This is a genomic window from Nostoc sp. (genome assembly GCF_036918015.1).
GTDB lineage: Bacteria > Cyanobacteriota > Cyanobacteriia > Cyanobacteriales > Nostocaceae > Nostoc.
Window position 1 is genome coordinate 1 of record NZ_JBALEO010000082.1, and the last position, 14,922, is coordinate 14,922.

Sequence of the window (14,922 nt, forward strand, 5' to 3'; positions counted from 1 at the left end):
AGATGAGCGCACAGTTAATGTGGATAATCGCTTCCAAGGGTTGGAGGAGCGCATAGTTGATGTGGATAATCGCTTCCAAGAGTTAGATGAGCGCACAGTTAATGTGGATAATCGCTTCCAAGGGTTGGAGGAGCGCATAGTTGATGTGGATAATCGCTTCCAAGAGTTAGATGAGCGCATAGTTGCTATAGATAACAGTATCCAAGGAATAGATGACAGCTTAAATGCTATTGATACTTTAATTAGTAACTGGCTCACTGGTATTCAAGAAGGTTTGGATACCGTGAATATGCGAGTAGAAGGAATAGATGAGTATAAAAGTATTGTAGATAGTCGTATAGAAAGACTAAATGAGCATTTAATTACAACAGATAGTCGTATAGAAAGACTAAATGAGAATTTAATTACAACAGATAGTCTGACTCAAGAAATAAATGAGCGTTACATCAGAAATGATAGTTATATTAAAAGCGATCTAATACAGCAGAAGCGTCTAATAACAGTGTTTCTGGAAGAGGCAAAAAAACGTTTAGAAGAACCTTTTAGTCAAGAGCAATTGCAAACATTTATTAATGAAGATATTCACTTTTTAGATGCATTTTATTTTGCATTTGAAGAGCAGTTTCGAGGGAGCCGTGAAGAGATTGTAAATAGATTAAAAGTTTATTTGCCATTGATTGCGGAAGCAAAAGTAGGTACACCTGAATACCCAATTTTAGATGTGGGCTGTGGGCGTGGTGAATGGCTGGAGTTGCTACAAGATTCAGGATATACAGCCAAAGGCATAGATATTAATAGGGTGATGCTAGACCATTGTATAAATAGAGGACTTGAGGTAATTGAGTCTGATGTAATTGCATATTTACAAAGTCTACCAGATGCCAGTCTAAGTGTAGTTACTGGATTCCATATCCTCGAGCACTTACCGTTTAAAATATTGATCAAGTTGGTAGATGAAACAGTAAGAGTACTTAATTCTGGTGGGTTAGCTATTTTTGAGTCACCCAATCCAGAAAATTTAGTTGTTGGTGCTTGTAATTTTTATTCAGATCCCACTCATCTGAATCCATTATTTCCACCAACTATTAAATTTGTGTTAGAGCAACGTGGATTTTCAGATGTACAGCTAATGCGTCTTAGTGAACATAGGCTCAAAGATTCACTTCAGTTAGTTGAATCAGATAACCCCTTAGCATCACAACTAAATCCTTTGATTGAAATTGTTAAATTTAACTTCTACGCATCTCCTGATTTTGCAGTAATTGCCAAAAAATATTGATGACTAATATGCCAATTACATTTGTAACTCCTTGGTATGATAATTTTGCTGGAGGAGCAGAAGTCGCAGTGAGAACTCTAGCAGAAAATTTAAGTAGGCGGGGCTTTGACGTCCAAGTTTTAACCACTTGTTGTTGTTCTCCTTTTGATAATTGGTGGCAGAATAAACTTCCTTCAGGTGTTGAAAAAATTAATGGCGTTACAGTACGCCGCTTTCCTGTAAAACGTCATGGTGAAGAAACTTATCATGAAATTAACCAGAGAATTATTCAGAGACAAGAGATAGAGGAAAAATATCAACGTCAATTTGTTGAAAATACTATTAATAGTGAGGAGTTGATTCATTATGCAAAAAACAATACACAAGGACATTTAGTTATTGGGATTCCCTATACACAAGGGCTAATTTATTCTCTAATTCAATCATTAGAGGGTAGGGCTAGCATTATGCCTTGCTTTCATGATGAGCCTCAGTTTAGATGGATTACTACAGTAGAGATGCTGGAATTGAGCCGCCATATTTTCTTTTTGACAGAGGAAGAAAAAAGTTTAGCAATAAAATATTATGGTAATTCTTTTGGGCGGAAAATTATAGAAGCTACTGTAATTGGGGTAGGAGTAGAATTACCAATTGATATTGATAGCTTAATTCTGAACTCATCTTTAGTAACTAGAATAACTTCCCATTATAATCTCCCAAGAAAATTCTTTATATATGTTGGTAGGAAAGATATTGGAAAAAACATACTTACATTAATACAGTTTTTTAAAAATTATCGTGCAAATGGTGGTGAAGCCAACCTTGTCTTCTTGGGAGGAGGCGATACTAATCTTGTACCCTTAGAAGAGGGGTTTTTAGATTTAGGATTCGTCCCTGAAACAGATAAATACATAATTATCTCACAAGCATTAGGATTGATAAACTTGTCACAGAATGAAAGCTTTTCACTAGTGATTATGGAAGCGTGGCTTTGCGAAATACCCGTTATTGTACATGAGGAGTGTAAAGTAACTACTGCACATTGCCGAAACACAGGAGGAGGTATTTCAATTTTATCTAGTGAAGAATTTGAAGCTGCATTAAAAATTTTAAGTATTCAAGATAAAGGTAAAATTATAGGTAGGTATGGGAAGCGTTATGTAAAACGTAATTATTCTTGGGATTGCGTTATAGAATCTTTTTTAAGAGGTGCGTATCAAAGATGAATTTTTTAATTGATGGTCAAACCCTATCTACACCAGAGATTAATCGTGGAATTGGTATAGTCTTTAAGCGTATCTGTGAAGAATTGGTACTAAAAGCTTTAAATATAGATTGGTTTATAACTGTTCACGATCTTTCAGATTTAAAGCATTTTAGTACAGCAGTACAAAAAAGACTAACTCCTATTACTGTGAAAGAATCAATAACTGAAGGTGATTATACAAAACAAACAAAACATTATAGTCATCTTTTGGAAGCAATAGTATCTGAATTTGATATTGATGCTTATTGGGTTCCTAACCCATTGATGATGAATGTTATTTTACCAACAGAATTAAATAATGTAACGGTTTTTGTGACAATATATGATCTTATACCACTAGTAATGTCTGATTACTATATTTCCAAGTGGCCAGATCATGTAAAAACAGAGTATAAACGGCGGATTGAAAAACTCCCTACTTGGGCTAACAAATTAATATTTATTTCAGAAAGTGCAAAAAATGATTTTGAAAAAAGATACCCTTGTGTTGCTAATAAATCTACAGTAATACATTTAGCTGTAGACCATACAATATTTTGGCCATTCATTTCACCCAAGGATAAATCTAAAGATCCGTATATTTTATTTATAGGTGGCTTCGATCCAAGGAAAAATATGAATGCAGCCCTTGAAGCCTTTGCCTATCTCACGAAAGAAAACTATCAAAACTTTGGTAATTATAAGTTCTATGTTGTCTGTAATTACAGCAATGAGGATAAACAAAATTACGAGAAATTAGCAGATAGACTTGGCGTTACAGATAAACTCATCTTGACGGGGTACGTAGAGGACGAGGATCTTGTTACTCTTTATCGGGGAGCTAGCCTGTTTTTCTTTCCTTCACGTTATGAAGGTTTTGGTCTACCTGTACTAGAAGCACTAGCGTGTGGATTACCAATTGTAACAACTGAAGTTTCATCGATACCAGAAATCGTAGGAGATTTAGCCTATTATTGTTCACCTGATGATCCTAAAAATATGGCTTTTGTTTTGAAAAAAGCTCTTCAAGAATCTCAATACAATGAAAATAGGAAAGAAAAGCTGATTCGACGTGCTAAAGAGTTTACTTGGGAAAAAACTACTGCTAGCTACTTTCGTTTATTTATCAACACTATATTTGATAATACTGTATTAGGAAAATTACAGCAATACAAAGTTGCTTATGTATCACCTTGGCCACCTCAGCGCTCAGGGATTGCAAACTATAGTTTTGAAATTGTTCGTCATCTAAAGAAGTATGTAGATATTACTGTGTATGTTGAAAATTTAAAAGAGCATATTACAGATGATTTAGAATTATCATTGATTAGTATTTCTGCCCTACCTGAAGAAAAGGATAAATATGATTGTATTATTTACCATATTGGCAATAATACTAAGTTCCATAAAGAAATTTACCGTATGGCGTGGCAATACCCTGGTATCACTGTACTACATGAGTTTAATATTCACCCATTTTTAGCAGATTCATTTTTAGGAACTGATGATGAGCGTTTATATGCGGATGCTCTAGGTAGGGGATATGGAGAAATAGGAAAATGTAGTTATGAAGCGGTGAAATGTAAGGGAATTTATCCAGATGTCTGGAAATTTCCAATGTCCCATGCTTTAGTGAAGCAAAGTGTTGCCACTATAGTTCATAGTCATTGGGTAAAAGAGCAACTACGAGATGTTAAAAATGTTTTTGTTGTTCCTATTGGTTGTGTTAATAATCAATTATTAGAGAGTTCAGATGAACAGATAGCACTGAAAAAGCGTTTTGGTATTTCAGATGATAAATTTTTGGTATCAACTTTTGGTTTTGTTAATGTACTTAAGCGTATACCTGTAATTCTAGAAGCAATCAAAATACTGACAGATATGGGTTATCCTGTACAGTTATTTATAGGTGGTGAAGTAATAGATTCATCACTTATGATAGAAGAAAAAATTGAATCATTAGGAATTGCAAAAAATGTAACGATTAGTGGTTATTTGAGTGATGAAGATTTTGAAGCCTGTATTTGTATGAGCGATATTGTTCTCAATCTAAGATATCCAAGCTTAGGCGAATCTTCTGCTGCTTTAATGAAAGTGTTGAGCTATGGTAAAGCTTGTATTACAAGTAACTATCAACAATTTTCTGAAATACCTAATCATGTGTGCTGGAAAGTAGATATAGGTGATTTAGAAATTCCACAACTAGTAGCTTATTTAGAAGAGTTAATGCGTAATCCAGCAGCTAGAAAGCAGTTAGGTAAAAATGCAGCTTTTTTTGCTGCTAATTATTCTTCATACGAAATTGCAGCTAAGTTTTACACAAAAGTTATTAGTAAAGTAGTTAATTCTCAAATAGCAGATGCTTTTTAATTCCCCTGAATTTATTTTCATCTTTTTACCAATTACTCTGTTGATTTTTTTCCAAATTAGTAATTCTAAATTTTATAAATTAGCAATTCCTTGGCTAACAGCAGCATCTTTTTTCTTTTATGGGTGCTGGAATCCTTACTATTTAATACTACTTATTTCTTCAATCCTATTTAATTATTTTATTGGTATAGCTATTAGCAGGCATTATGTAAGAGTTTTTAAACCAAAATATTTGTTAATCTTGAGTGTACTAACTAATTTATGTTTACTTGGCTATTTTAAGTACATGAATTTTTTTCTGACAAGCACTAATGAAGTGTTTGGAACCTCTTTTAATCTTCAATCTATTGTTTTACCACTTGCTATATCATTTTCAACCTTTAATCAAATAGCTTATTTAGTAGATACTTACCGAGGTGAAGTTAAAGAACATAACTTTTTTAAACACTGCTTATTTATCAGTTTTTTTCCTCACTTAATTGCTGGTCCAATAGTTCATCATGGTGAGATGATTCCTCAGCTTGATCAATGTCAATATTATCAATTGCATTATCAGCATATAGCTGTTGGAATCAGCATTTTTTCTCTAGGATTATTCAAGAAAGTAGTATTTGCTGACAGTATAGCAGTCTATGCCAATCCAGTTTTTGATATATCTGATCAAAGCTTACAATTAACATTTTTTCAAGCTTGGGTAGGAGCGATTGCCTACTCCTTACAGTTGTACTTTGACTTTTCTGGTTACTCAGATATGGCTATTGGTACAGCTCGGATGTTTGGAATTAAATTCCCACTTAACTTTAACTCGCCTTATAAGGCAGTTAATATAATTGACTTTTGGCGTCGATGGCATATGACTCTCTCTCGCTTCCTAAAAGATTACTTATACATTCCTCTAGGTGGTAATCGTAAGGGAAAACTGCGTCGTTATCTCAACCTTATGATTACTATGCTATTGGGTGGTCTTTGGCATGGAGCAGCCTGGAACTTTGCTATCTGGGGTGGACTACATGGTGTATACCTAATTATTAACCATCAATTCCAATCTTTTCGGAAATCACTGGGACATAATTTGCAAAAAAGCCAATGGTGGAGCCAATTAATAGCTTCTATACTCACTTTTTTAGCTGTACTAATAGCATGGGTCTTCTTTAGAGCTAATAATATAAATACTGGGATAGAAATTATAAAAAGTATGAGTGGAACAACCGAAATGTTCCAATTAAATCCTTTCCCAATACAATTAATCTTGATAAATGCTTGGATAAACCAAATCGATCCAGTATTCAATGTTGCAAGACTAAATGTAATGCTACAAATTTCTTTCCTGCTCTCAATTGTGTGGATAACGCCGAATACTCAGCAGTGGATGGGAAAATATGAACCAGCACTTGACTACGCTGAATATTCTAATAAGTTAAATGCGTCAAATAGGAGTATTGATATATGGCAAAAGCTTCAATGGAAACCAAGTTTTGTATTTAGCGTAATAGTTGGAATATTAATATTTATATCCACAAAAATGCTTTTATCAGCCCCTAGTAGTGAATTTTTATACTTTAGCTTTTAATAATTATGATCTACTTAAACTTTTTGAAAAATCTTTTATTTAGTTTTTTGATCTGTTGTAGTGTTTTCTTATTAGCTGTATTTTATCAGTTAGGTGTAGACACGAAAGTTTCTAGTTTTTATTATGGCATGGATACCATAAAGTTAAGCTTTGCAAATTCTATAAACACTCCTAAGCTAGTTATCACTTCTGGTTCAAATTCCCTATATGGCATCAGTAGTCAAATGATTACAGAAGAGATTGGCATTCCTACTGTTAATGCTGCCATCTATGTAGGATTTGGTATTGATTACATATTGCATCGTGTCCAAATGATTTTAAAACCAAGAGATACGATTATCTTACCTTTAGAATATGCACTATATTATCCAAATTCTCTACCTGATAAAGAAGGCATGAATTCTCTTATCGATTATGTGTTAGCACATGATACTTTATACTTGCTGAAAAACCCCTGGATTATAACCAAGATATCATTTAACCGCCTATTGTATGGGATTGTTACTAAGCATCATCCCTACCCAGCGACAGAGCTATCAGCTTGGATCGGTATAAGTGGAGATGCTTTGGGGAATGCAGAGTCTAATATAACAGAAAAAGAGCGTGCAGAACTTAATAGGCAAGGACCGATACAGATAACAAAATTATCGTATAGTAGCCGTGAATTTCGAGTAATAAGGGAATTTGCAAAATGGTGTCATAGTCACAAAATCAGGTTAATTGCTACATGGCCAAATACTATGTGGTTTGATGTATATGAACAGCCTAGTTATAAACAATATTTTAGAGATATAGAGTTTTTTTACAAAAGTATTGGTGTAGCTGTACTTGGAGATTACAGAGAGTTTATGTATGACAAATCTCTTTTTTTTAACACGATATATCATCTAAATCATAGAGGAGTACTTATCAGAACAAGACAAATAATTAATTTATTAAATTGTTTTCTCTCAACTACAACTTCTACAGGACTTCAGTCAAACTAAATGCTAATCTTAATACACTCATTTCACCTGGAGAGTATAGTTTAATTTTAACAATGTTGAATAATATAGCTATTTTTGATGAAGGAGATGTTAATCATTAAAGGTTACTATTATTAAAACATCGAAATAAAGTATCTTTCTTGAATCCGGTAGTGAACTTACACAGACTAACAAATACACTGATAAAATTGGTAATGAAAAAAGCATTAATAACAGGATTAACTGGACAAGACGGCTCTTATCTGGCCGAACTGCTCTTGCTAAAAGGCTACCAAGTTTTTGGTTTAGTTCGTCGTTCCAGCACCAGCAATTTAGAACGTATCAACCATTTATTTAACCAAATTCAAATTGTATCTGGCGACCTTTTAGATCAGTCCTCTTTGATGGATGTGATCGCTGAAGCTCAACCTGACGAAATTTATAATCTCGCTTCTCAAAGTTACGTTCCTCTTTCTTGGACACAACCTGCTCTTACTGCTGAATATACAGCTTTAGGTGTTTCTCGCCTCTTAGAATCCATTCGTCGTTGCAGACCTGAAGCTAAATTCTACCAAGCCTCTAGCAGTGAAGTTTTTGGCCAACCTGATGAATCGCCCCAAACCGAACGCACTGCCTTTCGTCCCCGGAATCCTTATGGTGTTGCCAAAGCTTACGCTCATTGGATGACTGTCAACTATCGTCAAAAATACAACCTTTACAACTGCTGTGGTATTACTTATACTCACGAATCGCCTCGACGTGGGACAGAATTTGTATTTCGCAAAATCACGCACGCAGTTGCTCAAATTAAATTAGGTTTTGCAAATGAACTCAAATTAGGCAACCTAGATGCCCGTCGTGATTGGTGCTACGCCAAAGATGCTGTTTACGCTATGTGGCTGATGTTGCAGCAAAAGCAACCCGACGACTACATCATTGCTAGTGGTGAAACACACTCTGTCAGAGAACTTGTTGAATGTGCCTTCAATTGTGTTGGACTTAACTGGCAAGATTATGTCTTAGTTGATCCTGCATTTTACCGTCCTGACGAACCTGTACAGTTAGTCGGTTCCATTAATAAGATTAAGACTAATGTCGGGTGGCAGCCTGATTATTCCTTTGAGCAATTAGTCGAGTTAATGGTTGATTATGACCTCAAAAAATTGAGCATCGGCGGAGCCTAAAAATTTTGGTACTAAAAGTTGTCGTTGATGCAACCCCAGTATTTACAAAACCAACTGGGGTTGGCTTTTATGTTGCTAATTTAATTAGCTCACTTAATGCTTTACAATCCCAAGAAGAATTTCAACTGAGTATTGCCTATCAACCAGGATTTAAAAATTGGCTTTTAGGTAAACAAACTGTACCTAATTCTTTAAGTGATTATTCTCGCATTCATATACTGCCTATACTTGCGAAATTCTCAGATTTATTATTTACGTCAACTCCAATTTCAGATTTATTGCTGTTTTATTTAAAAACTTACTTTGAACAATGTTTTGATTATCCCAATATATTACATGGAACAAACTATTCAGTTTATCCTTGTAATAATAGCCTAAAAGTAATGAATATATATGACTTGACTTTTATTAAATATCCGAATTATATAGATTCAGGTGCAAAAAATTATACACAAAGAGTAAAGCGATGTTTGCAATGGACAGACTTAGTTTTGACAATTTCAGAAAGCTCTAAAAAGGACATTATTAGTTATTTAGAAGTAGCTCCCGAAAAAGTGTATGTTACCCCTTTAGCTAGTCGCTACTACTCTAGTTATTTGTCTGACAAAGAAAATATTCAGACTTTAGAAAAACAAGTTAGCTGCTATGATTTTTCTAAACCTTATCTACTTTTTGTCAGTACATTAGAGCCGAGAAAAAATATTAATGCTATTATATCTGCTTTTAATTTGTTAAAGCAAAAATACAAAATCGATCATCAATTAATACTGATTGGTAAAAAAGGTTGGAATTACAAACCAATATTTGTGGATATTGAGAATTCACCTTGGAAAAGTCAAATTCATCATCTTGACTACTTATCTGATGAATTGGTAGCATTATTTTATTCAAAAGCTGATGTTTTCGTTTATCCTTCTCACTATGAAGGATTTGGTCTACCTGTTTTAGAGGCTATGACACTTGGCGCACCTGTTGTTTCTGCTAATAATTCATCAATACCAGAAGTTGCAGGAGATGCTGCTATCTTGATTGATCCTGGTGATTTTGTTCAACTGGCTGAAGCTATTCTGAAAGTCATCAGTGATTCTCAATTACGTCAAGAATTAATTATTAAAGGTAGAGAAAGAGCAAAATTATTTTCTTGGAAAAGAACGGCAAAAGAAACCTTAAAAGCTTATAGAGCTATTATTTAATGAATATAGTAAAAAACATATCTGCAAATAAATTAATAATTAACTTATCCATTTTGTTATCAAAACCAACAGGAATAAGCAACTATGCCGATCATCTTGTTCATTATTTAAAATTTCTTCAACCTACTCTATTAACAGCCAAAAATTACCCAGACTTTAACTGCTATTTAGTCCCTGATAATCTTACTCCCGCCCAAGGAACGAAAGGACATTTTCGCCGCCTGATTTGGACGCAATTTCAACTGCCGCAAATCTATAAAAATTTGCGCTCCCATCTGTTATTTTCACCTTTGCCAGAAGCACCAATTTATACTAACTGTCGTTTTGTGGTGATGTCTCACGATCTGATACCGTTGCGCTTTCCTAAACGCTTTTCACGGTTGACATCGTACCATCGTTACTATGTTCCTCAAGTACTCAACCAAGCACAACATATTATCTGTAACTCCAATGCCACAGCTAAGGACATCATAGACTTTTACCAAATTCCAGCTAGCAAAATTACCTCTATTCCCCTTGCTCCCGATCGCACTCATTTTTCTCCTCTCAATCTACCTACCTGTAATTACTTTCTCTACATCGGTCGTCAAGACATTTACAAAAACCTGAACACACTTCTTACCGCCTTTGCTGCATTACCAAACAGTAGTGATTATGAACTGTGGCTGGCAGGTCCGACCGATCTTCGTTACACCTCAATTTTACAGGGGCAAGTAAAAGAACTAGGAATAAGTAATCGAGTCAAGTTCCTTAACTATGTTCCTTACAGCGAATTGCCAAAAATCATCAATCAAGCGATCGCTCTTGTTTTCCCCAGTCTCTGGGAGGGTTTTGGTTTACCTGTCCTCGAAGCAATGGCTTGTGGCACTCCCGTCATTACCTCCAATCTCTCCTCATTACCTGAAGTAGCTGGCGATGCGGCGATTCTGATCGATCCCTACAACACAGCAGAAATTACAGAGGCAATGCAGGCGATCGCAACTAATTCGGAATTGCGATCGCGCCTTTCTAGCCAAGGTATCACTCACTCTCAACAATTCAGTTGGGAAAAAACAGGAAAAGCAACCGCCGAAGTGTTATCCCGTTACCTATAAACTAACGCCAGAATTTAAATGCAATGATTTGGGATTTTGTCAAGTTTTCAGATTATCTTGACTAATGACTTGTAATTAATCCTAAATCCTTATGAAAGCACTCATTCTTTCTGGCGGTAAAGGTACACGCTTACGTCCCCTCACGTACAGCGGGGCAAAACAACTTGTTCCAGTTGCTAACAAACCGGTTTTATGGTATGGCATTGAAGAAATGGTCGCGGCTGGTATTACTGATATTGGCATCATTATCAGTCCAGAAACCGGAGCAGAAGTCCAAGGGAAAACCGGAAATGGAGAAAACTTTGGAGCGAACATCACCTACATCATACAAGACCAGCCACTTGGACTTGCTCACGCCGTCCAAGTCGCCCGTCCTTTTTTAGGAGATTCTTCCTTTGTCATGTACTTGGGCGATAACTTGATTCAACTAGGTGAGTTACGTTATTTTCTGCAACAATTTAGCCAACAACAGCCAGATGCTCTGATTCTCTTACGTTCAGTTGCTAACCCTAGTGCCTTTGGCGTGGCTCAGGTGGATGAAACAGGACGAGTATTACAGTTAATTGAAAAACCCAAAGTTCCTCCTTCAAATCTGGCATTGGTAGGGGTTTATTTCTTTTCTCACCTCATCTTTGATGCGATCGCAAATATCCAACCTTCCACGAGAGGCGAGTTGGAAATCACTGATGCTATTCAATACCTCATTAATCAGGAAAAGCAGGTTGTAGCCTACAATCTCCAAGGCTGGTGGTTAGATACTGGCAAAAAAGATGATTTATTAGAAGCTAATAGATTAATTCTCGATACCTATCTGACAGCATCAGTTGTGGGCGAAATTGATGCCCAAAGTCAGATTATTGGACGAGTCCAAATCGGTGCAAAATCTAAAGTAATTAACTGCACAATTCGCGGGCCAGTGATCGTTGGTAACAATTGCCATTTAGAAAACTGCTTTATTGGCCCTTATAGTAGCATCGCTAACGATGTCACACTTATTGATACCGATTTAGAACACAGCGTTATTTTAGAAGGTGCTAAAATTGCCGGCATCCATCAGCGTATTATTGATAGTGTGATTGGACAAAGGGCACAATTGAGTCTTGCACCCCGTCGCCCTAAAGCCTTGCGATTTATGATTGGCGATGATTGTCAAATTGAACTAACGTGATTTACTTGTTAAAAATAAGACAAGTCACTGTCAAAGTTGGAACATAGTGCCTGTAAAATATGAATGCGAAATTCATCTAATAATCAGAACACTGCGGCACATCCTATAAATAATATTAATGAGCAATATTAATGAGCATTGTACATACCAAGATTCCTGAAGTTCTGCAAATTGAACCCCAAATATTTGGAGACGATCGCGGTTTATTTTTTGAAGCTTACAACCAGCAAAAATTTGCTCAAGAGATAGGGATTGTTACGAACTTCGTCCAAGATAACCACTCTTGCTCTAAACAAAACGTCCTACGTGGATTGCACTATCAAATCCAACAACCCCAAGGGAAACTCATCCGGGTTGTTTCTGGTACTATTTTTGACGTAGCTGTAGATATTAGAAAAAGCTCTCCTACCTTTGGTAAATGGGTGGGTTCAGAACTCAGTGCTGAGAACAAACGCATACTGTGGATACCATTAGGCTTTGCTCACGGCTTCCTCGTGCTTTCAGAAATAGCTGAAGTTCTCTACAAAACTACAGATTACTACGCGCCCCAAAGCGATCGCACAATTCTATGGAACGATCCAGATTTAGCGATAGATTGGCCCTTAAGTGCGCCACCAATTTTATCAGCTAAAGACCAAGCTGGTAAATCTTTCAGAGCTGCTGAAGTATTTGATTAAGTAGTCATTGGTCATTGGTCATTAGACCTCTTGCATAAATCAAAAATAAGAAAGAACCCCACCCCGCCAAAGCTACGCTTTGTCTCCCCTCCCCGCTTGCGGGGAGGGGTTGGGGGTGGGGTGTTAGGGACTTTTGCAAGAGGTCATTGGTCATTAGTCATTGATCATTGGTCATTAGTACATACCCCGTCTCTTGTGATACCCTAAGCTTACTTTTTATGGTGGACGGAAAAACTTTGTCTTTCATCAGACTAATTCAAACCACGATAAAGAGTGGGCATGGCTTCTCTTGGACAAATGACAAATGACAAATGACAAATGACAAATGACAAATGACAAATGACAAATGACAAATGACTAAATCAATTTTGCTGATTGGTAGCAACGGTCAAGTGGGCAAGGAACTACAACAAATACTCTCATCTTATGGCGATATTATCTCGGTAGCACGCCCAACAGTAGACCTTGCCCAACCCGATACCCTCCGCAACATTATCAGATCCAAGCAGCCGCAAATCATCATTAACGCTGCTGCTTACACTGCTGTAGATAAAGCCGAAAGCGAACCCGAACTTGCGATCGCGATTAATGCTACTGCACCCCTAATTCTTGCCCAAGAAAGCCAAAAGTTAGGAGCTTTTTTAATTCATATTTCGACTGATTACGTTTTTGATGGCAATGGCTGTAGCCCTTACCAAGAAACCTACACAACTAATCCCTTGAGTGTTTATGGTAAAACCAAACTCGCTGGAGAAGAAGCTATTCGGGAAACTTGCGCCCATCATCTCATTCTCCGCACAGCTTGGGTTTATGGAACTTTTGGCAAAAGTAACTTTGTCAAAACCATGCTGCGACTAGGTGCAGAACGCCAAGAACTTCGTGTTGTCGCCGATCAAATTGGTAGCCCGACTTGGGCACAAGATATAGCCACAGTTATAGCCCAGACTATTCCCCTGTTAACTCCAGAAATTAGCGGCACTTATCACTACACTAATAGCGGCGTTGCTAGCTGGTATGATTTTGCCGTCGCTATTTTTGAAGAAGCCCAACAACTAAGCTTCCCTTTGAAAGTTGAACGTATTGTCCCCATTACAACCGCCGAATATCCGACACCAGCCCGTCGCCCTGCTTATTCCGTCCTCGCTTGTGGAAAAATTGCCACAATTGTAGGGACTTATCCCGCCCATTGGCGACAAAGACTTCGGCAAATGCTCACAAATTTGAAAATTGAGCATGGGGCATAGGGCATTGGGCATTGATTATTCTCCTCTGCTCCCCTGCTCCCCTGCTCCCCTGCTCCCCTGCTCCCCTGCCCCCCTATTCCCCATTCCCTATTTCTTCTGACTTTTTAATACTCCCGTTTCATGTTGTATTGGCAAGACATCTAAAATATCAGTTTGGGAACAATATTTTAAATCTTCTTGGCAGTCAAGACGCAACAATCGTTGGCCGTGACTAGCTTGGTGAAGTAATCCTAATAAGTTATCTTGCCATTGAGAGTAAAGAGCGATCGCACTAATTACTTCATCATTCCCAGCGAGTTCTTCAGGTGACAACTTGGTTTGCTGCAAAATACTATGAGCGATCGCACCCGCACAAACTGTATCCTCTAAGGAATAACTGCCTTCCCAACCAGAACCGACAATCCACACTGTCTCTGGTTGCTTCTCTAAAAGAAATTGCACCACTGCCGCCCGGTTAATCAAGGCTGCTGCTAATACATTTGGAGAATCTTGTACCCGTTGTAAAGCACGAGTGCCATTTGTGGTACTGATAAACAAACGTCGCCCTTGCACTAATTCTGGCGTGCAGTCGAGGGGAGAGTTTCCCAACTCAAAGCCAGTGACTTTCGCGCCGCCGCGTTCTCCAGCCCGCAGACGTTTTTCAGGGGGCCATTTTTCGCTAACTTCAATTAATTGATCTAAATCGCTGAATACTTGTACAGCTTCGCCTCCAGATGCCAAAACTGTCGCTATTGTGCTAGTGGCTCGCAAGACATCAACTGCGATCGCACATTCTGGCGCTTTATCCGTTGGAGTCAATTCAGGAGTGTGGTATACGAATAACTTCACGGGCTGGATACACTTGTTTTAATACTACTGCCGTAAATAACATTCTACCTAGTTGGTGTCAATAACTATAGTCACAATTGCTCCAGGAAAATTTTTACCATCAAAATACAAAATGTATCTCATTC

General features: G+C 37.1%; 12 protein-coding genes. 11 read left to right on the forward strand and 1 reads right to left on the reverse strand.

Annotated features, from left to right (window positions below):
* From V7K61_RS23535 to rfbD, 11 genes are all read left to right on the forward strand, one after another.
* A partial coding sequence (locus tag V7K61_RS23535) for a class I SAM-dependent methyltransferase (RefSeq protein WP_335056986.1) occupies positions 1-1,279 on the forward strand: 1,279 nt, incomplete at its 5' end.
* Positions 1,279-2,484 (forward strand): glycosyltransferase family 4 protein, encoded by a 1,206-nt coding sequence (locus tag V7K61_RS23540; protein ID WP_335056988.1) that lies wholly within the window; start codon positions 1,279-1,281, stop codon positions 2,482-2,484. The genes V7K61_RS23535 and V7K61_RS23540, both read left to right, overlap by 1 nt.
* The gene (locus V7K61_RS23545; protein ID WP_335056990.1) at positions 2,481-4,874 is read left to right on the forward strand and encodes a glycosyltransferase; all 2,394 of its coding nucleotides are present in this window, start codon (positions 2,481-2,483) and stop codon (positions 4,872-4,874) included. The genes V7K61_RS23540 and V7K61_RS23545 overlap by 4 nt, the downstream gene beginning before the upstream one ends.
* The gene (locus V7K61_RS23550; protein WP_335056992.1) at positions 4,864-6,444 is read left to right on the forward strand and encodes an MBOAT family O-acyltransferase; all 1,581 of its coding nucleotides are present in this window, start codon (positions 4,864-4,866) and stop codon (positions 6,442-6,444) included. The genes V7K61_RS23545 and V7K61_RS23550 overlap by 11 nt, the downstream gene beginning before the upstream one ends.
* Positions 6,445-6,668: 224 nt before the next feature.
* On the forward strand, positions 6,669-7,430 hold the full coding sequence (locus tag V7K61_RS23555; RefSeq protein ID WP_335056994.1) for a hypothetical protein: 762 nt from the start codon (positions 6,669-6,671) through the stop codon (positions 7,428-7,430).
* Between the two features lie 194 nt (positions 7,431-7,624).
* On the forward strand, positions 7,625-8,593 hold the full coding sequence (locus tag V7K61_RS23560) for a GDP-mannose 4,6-dehydratase (RefSeq protein ID WP_335056996.1): 969 nt from the start codon (positions 7,625-7,627) through the stop codon (positions 8,591-8,593).
* Between the two features lie 5 nt (positions 8,594-8,598).
* The gene (locus V7K61_RS23565; RefSeq protein WP_335056998.1) at positions 8,599-9,786 is read left to right on the forward strand and encodes a glycosyltransferase family 4 protein; all 1,188 of its coding nucleotides are present in this window, start codon (positions 8,599-8,601) and stop codon (positions 9,784-9,786) included.
* Positions 9,786-10,880: a glycosyltransferase family 4 protein gene (locus tag V7K61_RS23570; protein ID WP_335057000.1), complete on the forward strand. Its 1,095-nt coding sequence runs from the start codon at positions 9,786-9,788 to the stop codon at positions 10,878-10,880. The genes V7K61_RS23565 and V7K61_RS23570 overlap by 1 nt, the downstream gene beginning before the upstream one ends.
* A 91-nt stretch (positions 10,881-10,971) precedes the next feature.
* On the forward strand, positions 10,972-12,048 hold the full coding sequence (locus V7K61_RS23575) for a glucose-1-phosphate thymidylyltransferase (RefSeq protein WP_335057002.1): 1,077 nt from the start codon (positions 10,972-10,974) through the stop codon (positions 12,046-12,048).
* Between the two features lie 131 nt (positions 12,049-12,179).
* Positions 12,180-12,725, forward strand: a complete 546-nt coding sequence (rfbC, locus tag V7K61_RS23580; protein ID WP_335057004.1) for a dTDP-4-dehydrorhamnose 3,5-epimerase — start codon at positions 12,180-12,182, stop codon at positions 12,723-12,725.
* A 353-nt stretch (positions 12,726-13,078) separates the two neighbouring features.
* On the forward strand, positions 13,079-13,969 hold the full coding sequence (rfbD, locus tag V7K61_RS23585) for a dTDP-4-dehydrorhamnose reductase (protein ID WP_335057006.1): 891 nt from the start codon (positions 13,079-13,081) through the stop codon (positions 13,967-13,969).
* Between the two features lie 87 nt (positions 13,970-14,056).
* On the opposite strand, the gene V7K61_RS23590 is transcribed toward rfbD, so the two are convergent.
* Positions 14,057-14,797 (reverse strand): 2-phosphosulfolactate phosphatase family protein, encoded by a 741-nt coding sequence (locus V7K61_RS23590; RefSeq protein ID WP_335057008.1) that lies wholly within the window; start codon positions 14,795-14,797, stop codon positions 14,057-14,059.
* Positions 14,798-14,922 lie beyond the last annotated feature (125 nt).

Coding starts and splice junctions, on each gene's coding strand:
- V7K61_RS23540 (WP_335056988.1), top strand. CDS start 1,279: ATGACTAATATGCCAATTACATTTGTAACTCCTTGGTATGATAATTTT.
- V7K61_RS23545 (WP_335056990.1), top strand. CDS start 2,481: ATGAATTTTTTAATTGATGGTCAAACCCTATCTACACCAGAGATTAAT.
- V7K61_RS23550 (WP_335056992.1), top strand. CDS start 4,864: ATGCTTTTTAATTCCCCTGAATTTATTTTCATCTTTTTACCAATTACT.
- V7K61_RS23555 (WP_335056994.1), top strand. CDS start 6,669: ATGATTACAGAAGAGATTGGCATTCCTACTGTTAATGCTGCCATCTAT.
- V7K61_RS23560 (WP_335056996.1), top strand. CDS start 7,625: ATGAAAAAAGCATTAATAACAGGATTAACTGGACAAGACGGCTCTTAT.
- V7K61_RS23570 (WP_335057000.1), top strand. CDS start 9,786: ATGAATATAGTAAAAAACATATCTGCAAATAAATTAATAATTAACTTA.
- V7K61_RS23575 (WP_335057002.1), top strand. CDS start 10,972: ATGAAAGCACTCATTCTTTCTGGCGGTAAAGGTACACGCTTACGTCCC.
- rfbC (WP_335057004.1), top strand. CDS start 12,180: ATGAGCATTGTACATACCAAGATTCCTGAAGTTCTGCAAATTGAACCC.
- rfbD (WP_335057006.1), top strand. CDS start 13,079: ATGACTAAATCAATTTTGCTGATTGGTAGCAACGGTCAAGTGGGCAAG.